The organism is Nocardioides sp. NBC_00163, assembly GCF_045206295.1.
GTDB lineage: Bacteria > Actinomycetota > Actinomycetes > Propionibacteriales > Nocardioidaceae > Nocardioides.
In genome coordinates this window covers 379,508-397,157 of the sequence record NZ_CP108155.1, presented here as the reverse complement: position 1 = coordinate 397,157, position 17,650 = coordinate 379,508, and the positions used below count along the sequence as shown (strand labels likewise).

At 67.7% G+C, this 17,650-nt stretch carries 14 protein-coding genes; 6 read left to right on the top strand and 8 right to left on the bottom strand.

Going from position 1 to position 17,650, the window contains the following annotated elements:
- The first annotated feature begins 64 nt into the window (after positions 1-64).
- Positions 65-1,033 (top strand): non-homologous end-joining DNA ligase, encoded by a 969-nt coding sequence (gene ligD / locus OG801_RS01950; protein ID WP_406033271.1) that lies wholly within the window; start codon positions 65-67, stop codon positions 1,031-1,033.
- Between the two features lie 3 nt (positions 1,034-1,036).
- On the opposite strand, the gene OG801_RS01945 is transcribed toward ligD, so the two are convergent.
- The gene (locus OG801_RS01945) at positions 1,037-3,307 is read right to left on the bottom strand and encodes an acyltransferase family protein (protein WP_406033270.1); all 2,271 of its coding nucleotides are present in this window, start codon (positions 3,305-3,307) and stop codon (positions 1,037-1,039) included.
- A gap of 64 nt (positions 3,308-3,371) precedes the next feature.
- Positions 3,372-4,253, bottom strand: coding sequence for a RecB family exonuclease (locus OG801_RS01940; RefSeq protein ID WP_406033268.1), 882 nt, complete (start codon positions 4,251-4,253; stop codon positions 3,372-3,374).
- Positions 4,254-4,331: 78 nt separating this feature from the next.
- On the opposite strand from OG801_RS01940, the gene OG801_RS01935 reads away from it, so the two are divergent.
- The 3 genes from OG801_RS01935 (at position 4,332) to arc (ending at position 8,439) form a co-directional block, all read left to right on the top strand.
- Positions 4,332-5,504 (top strand): site-2 protease family protein, encoded by a 1,173-nt coding sequence (locus OG801_RS01935; protein ID WP_355021311.1) that lies wholly within the window; start codon positions 4,332-4,334, stop codon positions 5,502-5,504.
- A 45-nt stretch (positions 5,505-5,549) separates the two neighbouring features.
- Positions 5,550-6,539, top strand: coding sequence for a tRNA (adenine-N1)-methyltransferase (locus OG801_RS01930; RefSeq protein ID WP_406033265.1), 990 nt, complete (start codon positions 5,550-5,552; stop codon positions 6,537-6,539).
- Positions 6,540-6,675: 136 nt separating this feature from the next.
- A complete protein-coding gene (gene arc / locus OG801_RS01925) occupies positions 6,676-8,439 on the top strand; it encodes a proteasome ATPase (RefSeq protein ID WP_378674436.1) in 1,764 nt (587 codons plus the stop codon).
- A gap of 429 nt (positions 8,440-8,868) precedes the next feature.
- Here the strand turns inward: arc and OG801_RS01920 are convergent, their stop codons facing one another.
- Complete coding sequence (locus OG801_RS01920) at positions 8,869-9,663, bottom strand: alpha/beta fold hydrolase (protein WP_406033263.1); 795 nt, start codon at positions 9,661-9,663, stop codon at positions 8,869-8,871.
- 126 nt (positions 9,664-9,789) lie between these two features.
- Here OG801_RS01920 and OG801_RS01915 point away from each other — a divergent pair, with 126 nt between their 5' ends.
- Entirely contained in the window at positions 9,790-10,719 is a 930-nt protein-coding gene (locus tag OG801_RS01915; protein ID WP_406033261.1) for an AraC family transcriptional regulator, read from the top strand.
- On the opposite strand, the gene OG801_RS01910 is transcribed toward OG801_RS01915, so the two are convergent.
- Together OG801_RS01910 and OG801_RS01905 are read right to left on the bottom strand one after the other, a co-directional pair.
- Positions 10,716-11,639 (bottom strand): alpha/beta hydrolase fold domain-containing protein, encoded by a 924-nt coding sequence (locus tag OG801_RS01910; protein ID WP_406033259.1) that lies wholly within the window; start codon positions 11,637-11,639, stop codon positions 10,716-10,718. The genes OG801_RS01915 and OG801_RS01910 overlap by 4 nt on opposite strands.
- A gap of 21 nt (positions 11,640-11,660) precedes the next feature.
- Positions 11,661-12,452 (bottom strand): SDR family NAD(P)-dependent oxidoreductase, encoded by a 792-nt coding sequence (locus OG801_RS01905; protein WP_406033257.1) that lies wholly within the window; start codon positions 12,450-12,452, stop codon positions 11,661-11,663.
- 184 nt (positions 12,453-12,636) lie between these two features.
- Between OG801_RS01905 and OG801_RS01900 the strand changes: the two genes are divergently transcribed.
- Positions 12,637-13,197, top strand: coding sequence for a TetR/AcrR family transcriptional regulator (locus tag OG801_RS01900; RefSeq protein WP_406033255.1), 561 nt, complete (start codon positions 12,637-12,639; stop codon positions 13,195-13,197).
- A 129-nt stretch (positions 13,198-13,326) separates the two neighbouring features.
- On the opposite strand, the gene OG801_RS01895 is transcribed toward OG801_RS01900, so the two are convergent.
- The 3 genes from OG801_RS01895 to OG801_RS01885 form a co-directional block, all read right to left on the bottom strand.
- Positions 13,327-14,439 (bottom strand): NAD(P)-dependent alcohol dehydrogenase, encoded by a 1,113-nt coding sequence (locus OG801_RS01895; RefSeq protein WP_406033253.1) that lies wholly within the window; start codon positions 14,437-14,439, stop codon positions 13,327-13,329.
- Between the two features lie 79 nt (positions 14,440-14,518).
- Complete coding sequence (locus OG801_RS01890; protein WP_406033251.1) at positions 14,519-16,075, bottom strand: class I adenylate-forming enzyme family protein; 1,557 nt, start codon at positions 16,073-16,075, stop codon at positions 14,519-14,521.
- Between the two features lie 100 nt (positions 16,076-16,175).
- Positions 16,176-17,639 carry an aldehyde dehydrogenase family protein gene (locus tag OG801_RS01885; RefSeq protein ID WP_406033249.1) on the bottom strand — a complete coding sequence of 488 codons (1,464 nt, stop codon included), beginning with the start codon at positions 17,637-17,639 and terminating at the stop codon, positions 16,176-16,178.
- Between the last annotated feature and the right edge of the window lie 11 nt (positions 17,640-17,650).

Below are 17,650 nucleotides of genomic sequence, written 5' to 3'. Positions count from 1 at the left end.
CCGTGAGGATCCGGATCAGCGAGTTTCGTTTCACCGCATCATCTCAGCGCCTACGCTGGCGAGCATGGCCAAGGCATCGCCGTCGGTGGAGATAGAGGTCGACAACCGCGTCGTCAGGATCTCCAACCCGGATCGGGTCTATTTCCCTGAGACCGGTGCGACCAAGCTCGACGTGGCGCAGTACTACCTCGCCGTCGGCCCGGGGATCGTCAACGCGCTGTGGGAGCGGCCCTGCATGCTGCACCGGTTCCCCAAGGGCCTGGCCGGGCCGAAGGTGCACCAGAAGCGGCTGCCACAGGGGGCGCCCGACTGGATCGAGACCGTACGTCTCTACTTCCCGCGCTGGGGCCGCACCGCCGACGAGCTCTGCGTGACCGAGCTCGGTGCGGTGATCTGGGCCGTACAGATGTCGACGGTCGAGTTCCACCCCTGGAACAGCCGCCGCGAGGACACCGAGAAGCCCGACGAGTGGCGCATCGACCTCGATCCCGGTCCCGATTGCCCGTTCTCGACCGTGCAGACGGTGGCGGGCGTCGTACGCGAGCTCCTCGACGAGCTGGGCGCGGTCGGCTATCCGAAGACGAGCGGTGGCTCGGGGATGCACGTCTATGTCCGGATCCCGCCGGAGCACGGATTCCAGGACGTACGCCGCGCCGCCCACGCCTTCGCCCGCGAGGTCGAGCGCCGGGCACCGAAGCTGGTCACCACCGCCTGGTGGCGCAAGGATCGCGACCCGGCGCAGCTGTTCGTGGACTTCAATCAAAACACCCGAGATCACACGATCGCGTGTGCCTACTCGATCCGCGGCGTCGCCGACGGCCGGGTCTCCACCCCGATCACGTGGGAGGAGACCAAGGACGTCGACCCACGTGAGTTCACGATGCGTACGGTGCCGGCACGGTTCGCGGAGATCGGTGACCTGCACGCCGACATCGACGACCACCCGTTCTCGATCGAGCCGCTGCTCGAGTGGGCCGACCGCGACGAACGCGACGGCGCCGAGACCCCACCCGAGCCCGACGACGCCGAGTGAGCGTCACCAGACCTTGAGGCGCTCGCCCAGGGTGCGACCGAGCTCCTTGGAGTAGGTCGCGGTGAGGTGGTGGCCGTCGCGATGGGTGATCGTGTCGCCGACGACGGTGGTGCAGATGCCGACGCTGTCACAGAACATGTCGTCGAGGTCGACCGTCTCGACGCGAGCCGCCTTGGCCGCCTGCATCTGCAGGTCGGCGCCGTCCTGCTGGCTCTCGAGCGGCTTGTAGGTGCAGGGCGAGAGCGTCTTGTTGCTGCTCAGGCACGTGGCCGGGTCGAACTCGAGCGCCGGTACGTCGCGCAGCCACACGGTGCGCTTGGCGACGGGCTTCACCTGGTCCAGGAGGCGCTGGTAGCCGCGGTAGACGGCACGGCGTACGTCTGCGCGGTCGGTGTGGCGGCCCGAGGAGTCGTGGTAGGCGGCGCTGATCGGGCGTGAGGAGATCAGCAGCAGGTCGGGGCGGAGCTTCTTGACCGAGGAGAGCATGAAGTCGTGGAAGTCGTCGCACGACGTCATCGGGTCGGTGCTGTCGATCTTGTCGGGCGTGACCAGCGAGACGGTGCACTGCGGCATCGCCAGCATGTAGGCGCGGTAGCCAGAGCGCTCGGCGATCTCCTCGACGGCGGGCGTCCAGTGGCGGGCGTGGGAGTCGCCGATGACCACGATCGTCTTCTCGGCGTCGGCGTCACCGCGCGGGCACAGCTTGCGTACGTTCGTCGAGTAGTAGTTGCACTCGCCGACCGACTCCACGTCGTCGGAGAGGTTGGTGAGGCCCGGCTTCAGGTTGGTGGGGATCGCCTGGTTCTTGCGCGCCGCGAGCACCGAGGCCTTCAGCAGCGCCGGGAGCGGGTCGGGCTCCTGCGCCTTGGCGGCTGGCGGTGCGGCGCTCGACGCGGGCCGGTCGGGCTGCTTGGACGGCCCGGAGGACCCGGAAGAGTCTGCTTCGGCCAGGGTGATCGCCGGCTGGTAGCCGTCGCGGGCGGTGCCGGTCGCGTAGGTGTTGGCCCCGAAGCAGGTCACCGCGACCAGGGTGATGCTCAGCGGGTAGAGCGCCACCGGGCCCAGCGTGGCGGCTCGCCCGAACGCCGGACGGCGCCAGAGGATGCCGCGCCGGAACGGCTCCTCGACGTAGTGGTAGGAGAGCCCCGCCAGACCGAGCGCGAGTGCGACGAGAAGAACCTGCTCCCACCAGCGCAGCTCGCGGCCCAGCTGCAGCTCGGCGAGGACCAGCACCGGGAAGTGCCACAGGTAGAGCGAGTAGGACCAGTTGCCGACGACCTGCAGCGGCGGCACCGACAGCAGCCGGCCGACCACCGTCGGGCCGTGCCACAGCGTGCCGGCCACGATGATGAAGACGCTGCCGAGGACCGGCACCAGCGCCGGGGTGCCGGGGAACGGGGTCGCGTCGTTGAACTGCAGGCAGGCGCAGACGATGAAGAACATCCCGAACGCCGAGAGCACCTGCGCCCGCCACCGCGCGGTGGCGTCCTGCGGCCCGTCGTCACGGAACGCGATCGCCGCGATCGCGCCCAGGCCGAGCTCCCAGGCGCGGGTGAAGGGCGAGAAGTACGCCGCCTCCGGGCTCGTCCGGGTCAGCACCGCCGAGGCCAGCAGCGATGCCACGATGACGACGCCGAGAGCGATGACCAGCACGCGCCTGCGCCTGCGCTGGTCGATGGGGCCGTCCGTCGCGGCGTTCTGGCTACGCCGCTTCATCGCCCACAGGCATCCCAGGATCATCAGGGGCCAGACCAGGTAGAACTGCTCCTCGACCGCGAGGGACCAGAAGTGCTGCAGCGGCGAGGGCGGCAGCGCCGCCGAGAAGTAGTCGGTCTCCAGCGACGCGAACCGGAAGTTGGCGGCGAACGCGGCAGACCACAGCGCGTCGAGGGCTATCTCCCGGGTGCGTACGAAGCCGAGGAAGAGAGCTGCGTAGACGACGGTCGCGAGCAGCACCAGGGTCGCGGCCGGCAGGATGCGGCGGGCCCGGCGCGCGTAGAAGCCGAGCAGGCTGACCCCGCCCTCGGCGCGTGCCTGCCGCATGAGCTGCTGGGTGATCAGGAAGCCCGAGATCGCGAAGAAGACGTCGACGCCGACGAAGCCGCCGGTCAGCGATCCGAAGCCGACGTGCAGTGCGACGACCGCGAGCACCGCGATGGCGCGGAGCCCCTGGATGTCGGGACGGTGCCGAGACGAGGTCGCGCTCTCGCTGGTCGAGCCGGTGGACGAGTCCGTCGAGCCCACGAGCAGCCGCACCTCCTCAGCCAAGCGCATACGTCACATTCGTCGCGACGATAACTCCCGTAACCGGTCGATCCTGGTAGACGCGCCTAGGGTCCTAGTCGAGATCGACGTCGTCTCCGGCGGCGACGGGGCCTGCGGTCGCCGGGAGCGGGGGAGGAGTGCCGCCGAAGGCGGGGCACAGCGGCTTGTGGGCGCACCATCCGCACAGCCGCCCCGGGTTCGGCTGCCAGTCGCCGGTCTCCTGGGCGGTGCGGATGGCCCGCCAGATCGCCTCGGCCTTGCGCTCGGTGGCCAGCAGATCGGCCTCGTCGGGCACGTAGCGCAGGATGTCGCCCGAGCCGAGGTAGATCAGCTGCAGCATCGCCGGCACCACGCCTCGCGTGCGCCAGATCACCAGGGCGTAGAACTTGAGCTGGAACAGCGCCTTCGCCTCGTAGGCCTCGCTGGGGACGCGCCCGCTTTTATAGTCCACCACTCGGATCCGGCCGTCGGCGGCGACGTCGACACGGTCGATGAAGCCGCGCAGCAGCAGCTTGGAGTCGAGCAGCGCCTCGACGTAGTGCTCGCGCTCGGCCGGCTCCAGACGACGTGGGTCCTCCAGGTCGAAGTAGCGCCGCAGCACCTGCCGGCACGACTCCAGCCAGCCCTCCTCCGCACCCTCGGCCTCGGAGGTGAAGAGCGTCGCCAGGGCCGGGTCGAGGCTGCGTACGTCCTCCCACGCCTGCTCCACCATCGACTTCGCCTGCCGCGGTGTGCGCTCGGGAGCGGGCAGGTCGAAGAGGTCCTCGAGCACCTTGTGCACGACGGTCCCGCGTGCGGCCGCCTCCGAGGGCGGCTCGGGCAGCTGGTCGATCGTGCGGAACCGGTAGAGCAGCGGGCACGAGGTGAAGTCGCTCGCGCGGCTCGGTGAGAGCGACCCCAGCACGTTGACGCCGTCGACCGGGGTCGACAGCGATTCGGCGGGTGAGGTGCTCATGAACATCGAGACTATTCGCAGGCACCGACAATCCGGGTCGCCGCCACCTGACAACCGCCGCTCAAGTACGCTCGGAATGTGGCAGACCCTGACCCACGCCCCGGCGGCGACAAGCCGGTCGAAGAGGCGGAGCCCACCTCCCGAGTCCCCGGCACGATCAAGGTCGGCTCCGTCGCCGGCAGCGACGTCCTGGTGACGCCGTCCTGGTTCCTCATCGCGGCGCTGATCGCCTGGGTGATGGCGCCCCAGATCGATGCCGTGGAGCCGGGCTTGGGCTGGTTGACGTACGTCGCGGGCTTCGCTTTCGCGGTTGTCCTCTATGGCGCTGTCCTGCTGCACGAGGCTGCCCACGCGGTCGTCGCCAAGCGGCTCGGCTACCCCGTGGGCGTGATCATGCTCCACTTCCTCGGCGGCGCGACCGCCGTGGAGAAAGAGGCGAAGCGGCCCCGCGACGAGTTCTGGATCGCTGTGGTGGGACCGCTGGCCTCGCTGGCCGTCGCCGCCGCTGCCTTCGGTATCTCGTTCCTCACCTCCGGCGGCCTGGTCGGGCTGTTCGTCACCGGCCTGTGGTTCACCAACCTGTTCGTGGGCGTGCTCAACCTCGTCCCCGGCCTGCCCCTCGACGGCGGCAGGTTGCTCAAGGCGGGCGTGTGGGCCGCGACCGGCAACAGCAACCGCGGCAGCATCGTCGCCGGCTGGGCCGGCCGGGTTCTCGCGGTGATCGTGCTGCTGTGGCCCTTCATCCAGGGCCAGATCCTCGGCAACGAGCCGCAGCTCAGGCACTACGTCTTCGCCGTCATCATCGGTGTCTTCCTCTGGAGCGGTGCCTCCGCGGCGATCATGTCGGGGAGGGCGCGCATGCGGCTCCCGCTCCTCGTCGCACGCGACCTCGCTCGCCGCACCCTGGCCGTACCCGCCGACCTTCCGCTCGCCGAGGCCGTACGCCGCGCCCATGAGGCCGAGGCCGGCAGCATCGTCACCGTGAGCAGCGGCGGCGAGCCGATCGGTCTCGTCCACGAGGGCGCGCTCCTGGCGACACCGGAGGACCGTCGTCCCTGGATGGCCACCTCGACGGTCACCCGCCAGCTCGAGGACGGCCTAACCCTCCCGGCCGACATCGACGGGGAGTCCCTGATCCAGGCGATCTCGAAGACCCCGGCACCCGAATACCTCCTGGTCGAGCCCGACGGCTCGATCTACGGCGTACTGGTGACCTCCGACGTCGACGCGGCCTTCCGCGCGGGAGCCTGAGCCGCGGTTTGCCGGGTTGGCCGAAAGAACGGGTAGCCTCGGCGGGTGTCAAGCGCTGATATTCCAGACATTCCGGCCGAGGCCCGAGCGGGCGTGCACCGCGGGCCGCTTCGTGAGGGCGAGTGGGTGCGGCTGACCGACACCAAGGGTCGCCGCCACAACTTCGAGCTGGTCGCCGGCAAGCGCTTCTTCTCCAACAAGGGCCACATCGACCACGACGAGCTGATCGGCCGCGAGGAGGGCTTCACCGTCACCGCCTCGACGGGCGGTGAGTACCTGGTCTTCCGCCCGCTCCTGTCGGAGTTCGTGGTCTCGATGCCGCGCGGCGCCGCCGTGGTCTACCCCAAGGACGCCGCCCAGATCGTCGCGATGGCCGACATCTTCCCGGGTGCCTCCGTCGTGGAGGCCGGGGTCGGCTCCGGCGCCCTGACCTGCTCGCTCCTGCGGGCGGTGGGTTCGTTCGGCAAGGTCACCTCCTTCGAGCGCCGCGAGGAGTTCGCCGAGGTTGCCCGCAAGAACGTCGACCAGTTCTTCGGCACCCCGGCGGGGGAGTCCCACCCGAGCTGGTCGCTCAACCTGGGCGACCTCCAGGAGGAGCTGCCTCGCCAGCAGATCCGCTGCGACCGGCTGATCCTCGACATGCTCGCTCCGTGGGAGTGCGTCGACGCGGCGGCCGAGGCGCTCTACCCCGGCGGCATGGTCTGCGCCTACGTCGCGACCACCACCCAGCTGTCCCGCTTCGTCGAGACGGTCCGGGCCCACGGCGGGTTCACCGAGCCGCAGGCCTGGGAGTCGCTCGTTCGTGACTGGCACGTCGAGGGTCTCGCGGTCCGGCCGGGTCACAAGATGATCGGCCACACGGCCTTCCTGGTGACGGCGCGAAAGCTGGCACCGGGCGAGCGCGCGCCGCGAAAGACACGCCGACCTGCACCCGGGGCGTACGGATCTGACTACACCGGTCCGCGGCCGGCCGACATGCCAGCTCCTGAGCCCGTCGTGGAGGTCCTGCCGGAGGATGGCACCGAAGTGGACTGAGTCCACTCTGCAGAACGTGTGCCACGGGTTGACACGAACTTGGCGGTTGTCGACGAATAGTGTCCAACACCGGTAAATCCTTCTCCGCTCCTACCCCTGACCCTTGTAGGGTCGAGGGAGTAGAGGAGGTGTGCTGATGTCGACATCCGATGGATTCCATTCCGAGGGGCGCAGCCCCGAGGAGCTCGAGAGTCATGTCCGTTTCCTCGAAGCTGAGGTGACCGACCTGCGGCACAGACTGACTGAGATGCCCGGTTCTTCGCGTGGCCTGGAGGCGCGGCTCGCTGATGCGCAGCGCTCCCTGGCCGCCGTGACGTCGCAGAACGAGCGACTCACCGTGACGCTTCGGGATGCCCGAGACCAGATCATCAAGCTCAAGGAGGAGGTCGACCGGCTGGCACAGCCGCCAGCAGGCTTCGGCACCTTCATCGAGCGCAACGAGGACGACTCGATCGATGTCTTCACCGGTGGGCGCAAGCTCCGGGTGACCGCATCGCCCAACGTCGACCTCGACGAGCTGCGCTATGGCCAGGAGGTCATGCTCAACGAGGCGCTGAACGTCGTGGCCGCGATGGAGTACGAGAAGGTCGGCGAGGTGGTGATGTTCAAGGAGCTGCTCGCCGACGGTGAGCGCGCCCTGGTGATCGCCAATGCCGACGAGGAACGGGTCGTACGCCTCGCTGAACCGCTCCTACAGGACGCGATCCGCGCGGGTGACTCGTTGCTGCTCGAACCGCGATCGGGCTATGTCTACGAGAAGGTGCCGAAGTCCGAGGTCGAGGAGCTCGTCCTGGAGGAGGTGCCCGACATCTCCTACGAGTCGATCGGTGGCCTCGCCGGCCAGATCGAGCAGATCCAGGACGCGGTCGAGCTGCCGTACCTCTACCCCGACCTCTTCATCGAGCACCAGCTCAAGCCACCCAAGGGCGTGCTGCTCTACGGTCCTCCGGGCTGTGGCAAGACCCTGATCGCGAAGGCTGTCGCCAACAGCCTCGCGAAGAAGGTCGCCGCGAAGACGGGAGCGGACGGCAAGTCCTACTTCCTCAACATCAAGGGCCCAGAGCTCCTCAACAAGTACGTCGGTGAGACCGAGCGCCACATCCGCCTGGTCTTCCAGCGGGCTCGTGAGAAGGCCGCGGCCGGCACTCCGGTGATCGTCTTCTTCGACGAGATGGACTCGCTGTTCCGTACGCGTGGCACCGGTGTCTCCTCCGACGTGGAGAACACCATCGTCCCGCAGCTCCTCTCCGAGATCGACGGTGTCGAGGCTCTGGAGAACGTGCTGGTGATCGGCGCCTCCAACCGTGAGGACATGATCGACCCGGCGATCCTGCGCCCGGGCCGTCTGGACGTGAAGATCAAGATCGAGCGTCCCGACGCCGAGGGTGCTCGCGACATCTTCTCGAAGTATCTGGTCACCGACCTGCCGTTGCACCCGACCGACGTGGGCGAGTTCAACGGCGACAAGCGGGCCACCGTCGACGAGCTGATCCGTACTGTCGTCGAGCGGATGTACACGGAGTCCGAGGAGAACCGCTTCCTGGAGGTCACCTACGCCAACGGCGACAAGGAGATCCTCTACTTCAAGGACTTCAACTCCGGCGCGATGATCCAGAACATCGTCGACCGGGCCAAGAAGATGGCCATCAAGTCGTTCCTGGACTCCGGTGAGGACTCCGGCCAGAAGGGCCTGCGGGTGCAGCACCTGCTCCAGGCCTGCGTGGACGAGTTCAAGGAGAACGAGGACCTCCCCAACACCACCAACCCCGACGACTGGGCCCGCATCTCCGGCAAGAAGGGCGAGCGGATCGTCTTCATCCGCACGCTCATCACCGGAAAGCAGGGCACCGAGCCCGGCCGTTCCATCGAGCAGGTCTCCAACACGGGCCAGTATCTGTAACCTGTGCCGACCGCACTATCGGCCCGCCACCTGCGAAAAGGGTGGCGGGCCGATTGCTGTCTGCAGGTGATTTCGGTGCGCCCGACAAGTTCTCGTCATCCGTGCGGCACCTCTTCGACTGCCTGGACCCAAATTTCCCGTGTCAACACTGTGTCAACACACGGGTTCGAGTCCCGCGACTGATGTTGCCCCAAGTCGGACCGCTTCACTACCCGCGCGTAGGACATCGCGGTGACGCATCCCAACAGGACGAGCACCCGTAGGCTCGCGGGCCCGGTGAGTTCAGAGGGCCTCGATCAGGGAACGGCGCACGATCTCGGCCCCGACATGGCGCTCGAAGAGTCCTGTCTCGTTTGTCCTCCGACGGGTGCCGGGTGTGATGGCGCGAGGATGGCACCGAAGACAAATGGCAGCCGCCAGTCTCGTGTGCTAGCTCGTGAAGTGCTTGATGAGGAGCTCAGCAACGACTTGTGGCTGCTCGAGCGCGACCGAGTGTCCGGCGGGGGAGACGGTTTCATGACGTCCGTGGGTTGCCGTGGCGATGTTGCTGCCCGAGATGGGCTGAGGGTATGCGTGGTCCTCGTCGCCGGCGATCGCGAGCACCGGGACGCTCACGTCTTGGAGTTCCTCGTAGATGCGGTCACGGTGGATCACCTGATAGGCGGCCGCGCCGATGGAGGTGTCCAGTGCGGACATGTACGAGCGCCAGTGGTCGACGACGTCGCCGCCGTTAGCGAGACTGGTGTCGCCGAACATGATGTAGAGCAGCGTCTCAACGTTGGCTGCGGCGGCGCCGTCCTGGCCCAGTGCCTCGGCGAGGGGCCCGAACTCGGCGAGCTGGTATTCCTCCTCCGCGGAGGCTCCGAGCGTCGTGACGGTCCGTAGTAGTTCGGGGTGGCGGGCCGCGAGCCGCAGCGTGATGAAGCCGCCCATGGAGTTGCCGACCGCGTGCACCTGGCCGAGGTCGAGGGTGCGCACCAAGGCAGCGGCGGCTTCGGTGAGTGCGTCCATCGACAGTTCGGCAAGCGTGACTCGGGAGCTGGCGCCCTGGCCGGGGTGGTCGTAGGCCAGGGTGCGATAGCCCGCGTCGTGCAGCAGTTCGGCCAGCGGGTCGAACATGGTGTGGTCGAAGAAGAGCGAGTGGCTCAGCAGGACGACCTCGCCTTCCTGCGGGCCGGCAAGCTCGTAGGCGATGCGCCCGCCATTGATCTCGGCGTACTCCATGGGGACCGACTCCGTTCCTTCTCGTGCGGCCGTCGACCGCTTATGCTGTGACGGTAGTCACGCGGCTCCTGCGGTTCTTGCGGATTCGCGCGGGCCATCGACGGATCTGCGCAGGAGGTGACGGGCGTGGTCGAGGCAGGGCTGGACTACCTGGTCGCCGCGACCAGGGCCGATGCGGTGCCCCGCGATCGGCGGGTCGATTTCTGGCGTGAGCACGTCACCGCCAACCACGGCACCCTGCACTTCGCTTTCGCCGATCGCCAGGACTTCCACGGCGAGACGCGGGTGCAGCGCGCAGGCGGTGTGCAGTTGGTCGTCTTCTCGTCCGATGCGATCGGTTACGAGCGTCGGTCCGTTGACGTCGACCGTGACGGGGAGGACAGTCTGCGCGTTGTGGTGCCGACGTCCGGCCAGGTCGTCGTCGAGGCAGCAGGACGTCGCTCGCGGGTCCGACCCGGCGCTGCCGCGCTCGTGTCCATGACCCAGTCGTTCGCGCTGAGCCACGACGAGCACACCCGCGCCTTCATCCTGTCGGTGCCGGCCACGGCATGGCCGGAAGCGAGGCCGCCCGAAGGCGCCCGGCTCTGGAACACGAGTGAAGGCGCGGGCCGGGTCTTCGCGGCCATGGTCGCCGAGGTCGCCGAGCAGGCACAGGCCCTCGATGGCGGCTCTTTCGTGACCGCCGCCGAGCTGGCATTCGAGCTCATCGTCCGCGGTGACGCCGGCCGCACCTACCGGCTCACGGAGCAGGCCCGTGCGTTGGCACGCCACAGCTGTGCGGACCCGGCGTACGGCCCGGGAGCGCTGTCCCGAGAGCTGGGTCTATCGCTGCGTACGCTCCAGGAGCGACTGAGCCGGGAGGACAGCTCGCCGGCCGCGTTGATCCGCGAGGTTCGGCTCGACCTGGCCGCGCGGCGACTGACCCATCCCGGTTGGCGGCGTCGCACCGTGACCGACGTCGCGTACGCGAGCGGTTTCGGATCAGTCACTGCGTTCAACGCCGCCTTCCGGGAGCGATTCGGGCGCACACCCTCCGAGCACAGGCTCGGTCGCTAGCCTGCTTGGTCGCCCAGGTGCCGGCGCAGCCACTGGCCCATGTGCTGGATCGATTCGTCGATCTCGGGCACCCGTCCGGCGCCGAGGACGTAGGAGTGCTGTCCGCCCGGCAGGCAATGGGCTTCGGACGTGACGCCGTGCTCGACCAGTCGGCGGCCGAACTCGGCGTCCTCGCCGGCGAGGACTTCGTACTCGCCGTAGTAGAGGCCGGTCGGAGGAAGGCCGGTGAGGTCCGCGGACAGGAGGTTGATCTTCGGGTCAGCGTGACTCAGTTCGGGATCCTGCAACCAGGCTGCCCGGAACAGCTCGAGTGCCTCCCTCGAGAGCGCCCTGTCCGCGGAGGCGTTGGTCTCGATCGTCTCGTTCTGGATCGTGAGGTCACACCACGGCGACATGCTGACCACAGCGGCCGGTGTCTCCTCGCCGTTCGCGAGCAGACGCAGCGGCAGCAGCACGGCCAAGGTGCCACCGATCGAGTGCCCGGTGGTAGCGATGGTGCGTGGCGTGTAGCCCTGCGAGAGCAGCCAGCGGTAGGCGGTCTCGGCGTCGTCGAGCTGGGCGGGGTAGGGGTTCTCCGGTGCCAGCCGGAAGTCCACGACGAGCGTACGGATGCCCGCTGCCTTGGCCAGGTGTCCGGCGGCCTTGCGGTCGGAGTACATGGAGGCGACCACCGAGCCGCCGTTGTGGAAGTGCAGCAGGGCCTGGCGCGGCTCGGCGTCTTCCGGGATGCACCAGAGCGCTGGGACGCCGCCGGCGTCGACTTCTGCGTAGGTCACGCCTTCGGGCTCGGTCGACATCCGTTGGAAGGAGGCGTCGATGACGTCCCGGATCACCGACATCTCGAGACCAGGTGTCCCCGTCTTCGCTGTCGCGCTTCCCAAGGCGTCGGCGAACTGCTCTGCTTCTTGACTGATTCCCATGACGATGTCTTCCTGGCGCGATCAGGCGCGGTAGCGGTCGGCGGGAACCTGCAGCGACAGGCTGGGGATGAGCGTCTGGCGTGCCTTCTCGAACGACTCCCAGTCGCCGATCTCCGGCAGCGACGGGATGGTGACCGGCTCGCCGGCGTCCAGGCCCGCGAGCGCCGCGTCCACGGCGTCGTCAGCGCTCATGACCCACTCGTCGGGGAATGCGGCGAGGTCGAGGCCGGAGCCGTCCCAGAACTCGGTGCGGACTGCACCCGGGAGCACGACCTGCACTCTGACAGGGCTCTCGGCCAACTCCTGCTGCAGCGCCTGGGTGAAGGTCAGCACGTAGGCCTTGGTCCCGCTGTAGACGGCGCTGACGGGCAGCACGTTGAGAGCCAGTGCAGAGGAGATGTTGACGACGGTTCCGCGGCCGCGAGCGGTCAGGCCCGGCAGGACCGCGGTGGTCAGCCGAGTCAGCGAGGTCACGTTGAGGTTGATCAGCGCCTCAGATGCCGCCGCGTCGGAGGTGGCCAGCGGCGTGAACAGTGAACCGCCGGCGTTGTTGATCAGGACCTCGATGCTCTCGTCGGTGCGCAGGCGCTCCTCGACCACGGAGATCTGCTCGGCGTCGGTGAGGTCGGCAGTGACGACATCTACTGCACGGCCCGTTTTGGCACGGATGTCCGACGCCAGCGCCTCCAGTCGTGCGGTGTTCCGGGCGACCAGGACGAGGTCGTAGCCGCGGTGGGCCAGGCGGTTTGCGTAGGCGGCGCCGAGGCCGGTGGACGCGCCGGTGACAACGGCGCTCGGGTTCTGCGTGGTCATGGGGAGATCTCATTTCGGGTCTGTCGGAGAAAAGTGCCGTCGGATCGTCGGCAGTCGTTAGATTACGCACGTGATCTAAGAAGTGTCCAGCCCGTCTTGATGCCGGGGGGTGTCGTGGATGGCCGGGTTCGGGGCGATGGCCGGGTAGGATAGATGTGAGTTGTCATCTAATTCGAGGTGAGTGATGAGCCGCGTCTCCCAAGCCCAAGCGATCGAGAACCGTAGGCGCGCCGTCGCGGCGGCGTCCCAGCTCTTCCGGGAGCGCGGAGCAAACGGCATCAGCGTCGCCGAGCTGATGAGCTCCATCGGGCTGACCACCGGCGGCTTCTACAAGCAGTTCTCCTCCAAGGACGCCCTCGTCGCGGAGGCCATCGAGGTCGCGTTCGGTGACCTCGATCGCCTGCTGGCGGGGTTCGACTCCATGCACGAGGATCACGACGCCTCGCGGCGCGCTCTCGTCGACTTCTACCTGTCGGCCGAACACCGGGACGAGCCCGGCACGGGCTGTCCGACCGCCGGATTCGCGGGCGACGTGGCGCGCGAGCCTGCGGCCGGTGGTGTGCGCGCGACTTACGCGGTGGGAGTCGAGAGGTTCGCCGAGTGGATGGCGGCGGATGGCGACGACGGTCTTCCGGTGGTCGCCAGCCTGGTCGGAGCGATCCTGCTTGCCCGGGCCACGGCCGGCACGGAGCTGTCGGAGCGAATCCTGAAGTCGACTCACAAAGCCCTCGCGCCCGACAGCTGAGTTCTCTGGGGAAGCTGCTCATCGTCGGTCTTCTTGCTCATCCAAGGCGTGATGGTCCTTCCATGGATCAGATAAGTGGAAGGACCATCACGCCGAGCAACTTGTACTGGTTCGTTACGGACTCGCCCTTTACTCGAAGGTGAGGACGGCCTTGGTCACCTTGCCGTGATGGACGTCGTCGAGGGCCTCGTTGATCGACGTGAACGGGTAGGGGGTGATGAGGTCGTCGAACGGGAACCGGCCCTGGCGGTAGAGGTCCAGCATGCGCGGTACGAACTCCTGCGGGACGGCGTCGCCCTCGATCACCCCGATCAGGGTTCGACCGAAGAGCAGGTGGCCCTGGTCGATTGCGATCTCGTTCGGAAGTCCCTGGAACCCGACCGAGGCGCAGACACCCGGCGTCTGGAGACACTCTAGAGCGGCGCGGACCGCGTCAGGCAGTCCGATGCAGTCCACGCTGTACTGCGCGCCGAGACCATCGGTGATCTCGACGATCGCCTGGGCAGCATCGACCTGCGCCGAGTTGACGGTGTGGGTGGCGCCGAGCTCGCGGGCGCGCTCGAGCCGTGCGTCGTCGATGTCGACGGCGATGATCGCTCCGCAATCCGCCGCCTGTGCAGCGAGGACGGCGGCGAGGCCGACCGAGCCGACCGCAAAGACTGCGATGGAGGAGCCCGGTTCGGGCGCAAGGGTGTTGAGCACGGCGCCGGCGCCGGTCTGGATGCCACATCCGAGTGGACCAAGCAGCTCCAGGGGCACGTCGTCGCCGACGACGACACAGTTGCGCTCGTTGGTGATGGACAGCCCGGACCAAGAGGACTGCCCGAACCACGCGCCCAGGACTGGATCGCCGTCGACCGAGAGGGGAGAGGTGCCGTCGACGCGCGCCCCGACGAGGTTGCGGCCGATGAACTCGCGACAGTGCATCGGCAGCCCGCGGTCACAGATGTCGCAGTGTCCGCACGACGCGTAGGACAGCGCGACGCGGTCTCCCGCCTTCACCGTGCTGACGCCGTCACCCACGGCCTCGACGATGCCCGAACCCTCGTGGCCGAGGACGATGGGCAGCTGCCCCTCAGCAGGAGCTGCGATGACACCGAGGTCGGTATGGCAGATGCCGACACCAACCATCCGTACGAGCACTTCACCCTTACCGGGTCGGGCGACATCGACGGTCTCGAGGGAGAGCGCGCCTCCCTGCTCTCGTAGGACCGCGGCGGTGGTAGTGGTTTGAGTTGTCATGACGTCTCATCCTCTTGGTTCGGTAGGGCGGGAAATGGTGGTGACGGACAGCTACTGATGGGCTCGATGACGCCGCTGCTCAGGCAGGTGGAGCAGCCTCTGAAAGCTTGCGGCGCATGATCTTTCCCGTCGACGTGGTCGGAAGCGCCGAGACAAAGCGAACGGACCGGGGTCGCTTGTAGGCAGCGAGCTTGTCGCGGGTGAACTCGATGAGTTCGGCCTCGCTCGGGCTCGTACCGGCACGCAGCACGACGTATGCACAGGCCAGCTCGCCTTTGACGTCGTCGGGTACAGGTCCGACCGCGACCATCGCGACTGCTGGATGTGCGCTGAGGACGCGCTCGATCTCAGCCGGGTAGACGTTGTAGCCGCCGGTGATGATGAGGTCCTTGCGGCGGTCGACGACGAAGAAGTACCCGTTCTCATCCACCGTGGCGATATCGCCGGTGTGGAGCCAGCCGTCGGGCTCGATCGTCTTGGCCGTCTCTGCTTCGTTGCCGTAGTAGCCCATCATCACGATCGGCCCACGGACCATGAGCTCGCCGGGCGTGCCGGGGGCAGCGTCGAGACTCACGTTCTCGAGGTCGGCGACACGTACCTGGACGCCGGGAAGCGATACTCCGATCGAACCGGGAACCCGAGGCGAGTGGACGGCGTGAGTGGTGCCGAGACCGGATATCTCTGTCATCCCCCACAGCTCGAGGAGCGGGGCGCCGGAGTGTTCCTGCCAGGCGTCGATGGTGCTCATCGAGATGGTCTGGCCGCCCACGGTGCATACTCTCAGTGCACTCAGGTCGGCGTCGGCGAGCGCTTCGGAGGACAGCAGCATCGAGTACATCGCGGGTACGCCCTCGAACATCGTCGCCCTGTGCTTGGTGATGAGTGCGAGTGCTTCCTCGGCGACGAATCGCTCCATCAGGACGACAGTTCCGCCTACGAGGAAGGTGCCGTTGATGACGACGTTGCCGTAGACATGGGGCGCCGGAAGGGCGGTGACGACCACGTCGTTCTCGGTACGACCATGCATCGTCGCAGTCAGCGAACAGTTGAGGAGCACCGCCTGCTGAGACTGCATTGCCCCCTTGGGGTGCCCTGTGGTGCCGGACGTGTAGCCGATGGTCGACATCGACTCCGGCGTCACCGGCGCCGGATCGACGAGCGGCTCATGGTCGAAAAGCGTCGCGAAGCCACGCTCGTCCTCGCTATCGAGGGCAAGGACGAGGCCGACCGCGTTGTCCTCGTCTGCGATCGCGCGGATCGTCTCGAACTGGTCAGCGGACGTCAGCACTGCCACAGCCCCGCAGTCGCGGACGACGAAAGCCATCTCGGGTGGGGTGAGCATCACGTTGACGGGGTTGACGACGGCTCCCGCGCGTAGCGCGGCGTGGTACGCGACGATCCACTGCCACGTGTTGGGGCCGTACAGGGAGACCACCCGCCCTGGCTGGACTCCGTTGGCACGCAGCCCGGTGGCTGCGCGGGCAGCGAGGTCGTCCAGGTCGGCGTAGGTGAACGTCCCGCCTGCGGTGATCAGGGCGGTCTTGTCGCCAAAACGTCGTGCGCTGAGCCGCAAGATGTCACCGGGGCCGACCAGGTCGGGGCGGCTCTTGGTCCCGGACTCGGTGTCGATGCTCATCGGAATACTGGGTCCTCTCGGTGGATGCTCCGGACCGGGCGTCGTGGGTAGCCAGCCGCCCGGTCCGGTCGTTGTGTGGATTCGCCGTCGACTCGGTCGCTCAGACCGCTTCGGGGTCCTTGTTCAGGGTGATGGACTGCCAGTTGGTGTACTCGGCCAAGCCGTGCAAGGAGTTCTCGGTGCCGATGCCGGACTGCTTGTGACCGCCGAAGACCTGGTAAGGCGTGTACTGATGCACCTCGTTGAGCCAGACGGTGCCGGCGTCGATCTTTCGCGCGATCCGCTGGAGTGCGTCGAGGTCCTTGCCCCACACCGAGGCTCCGAGCCCGTAGATGGTGTCGTTGGCGCGAGCGATGACGTCGTCCTCGTCGGTCCACTTCAGGAGGGGAAGGATGGGACCGAACGGCTCCTCCACCACCAGCCGGGAGTCCTCGGGCGGGTTGTCGACCAGGGTGACCGGAACGAACCAGCCGGCACCCTCGGTGTCGACCTCACCACCGAGGGCAAAGGTGTGGCCCTGCGCGTGGGAGTCAGCGAAGAACTCCCGAACCTTCTTGAACTGGGGTTCGTTCTGGATCGGTCCCAGGCCGGTGTCGGCGTCGGCGCCGTTGCCGACCTTGATCGTCTTCGCGTAGTCGACCAGAGCATCGCGGACGGCGTCGTATACGTCCTCGTGGATGTAGAGCCGCTTGGCGGCATTGCAGAACTGTGCATTGTTCTGGAAGGCAGCCCAGAAGAGCTGGGGAGCGACCTTGGTCGGGTCGACGTCTGGGAGCACGATAGCCGGGTCGTTGCCGCCGAGCTCGAGGGTGAGCCGCTTGAGTGTCCCGGCGGCGGAGCTCATCACGTGCCGGCCGGTGTCGGTGCTCCCGGTGAAGGCGATCTTGTTGATGTCGGGGTGGGAGGTCATCCACTTGCCGAGGTCGTCGTCACCCGCGACCGCGCTGAGCACGCCGGGCGGGACAAGGTCCTGGACGAGCTCGACCAGCTTCAGGTCGCACAGCGGCGTGAACGGCGACGGCTTCACGACGATGGTGCACCCTGCGACCAGAGCGGGCGCGATCTTCCACACCGCGAGAAGGATCGGGAAGTTCCACGGGACGATGGCGCCGACGACGCCGACCGGGGTGTATCGCGTGACGGCTGAGCGCTCCGCGGAGTCGAGGAGCGTCTCGTCGGGCAGCGACTGCTTAGCGATCTCGCGGAACCATGCGACGGAGCCGAAGACTTCCCACTCCGCGCCAGCGCGCGGCTTGCCCTGCTCACGGGTCAGCAGCGCCATGAACTCCTCGGCGTGCTCCTCCAGCCGGTCACCGATCGCGCTGACGATGCGCTTACGCTCCTCGATCGGCGTCGCGGCCCAGCCTGGGAAGGCTGCACGCGCGGCAGCGACCGCCTCGTCGAGCTGGTCCTTGCTCATGACCGGCACCTGTGCGATGACTTCGCCGGTGGCCGGGTTGAACGCCGGAGCCGTCGTGACCGAGGTGGCGGGTCGGCCGTTGATCGTCGAGACGTAGTCGCTGTCGAAGGTGGTCGTGGCCCGGCGTTCGGCTTGGGTGGTCATCGGTGACGCTC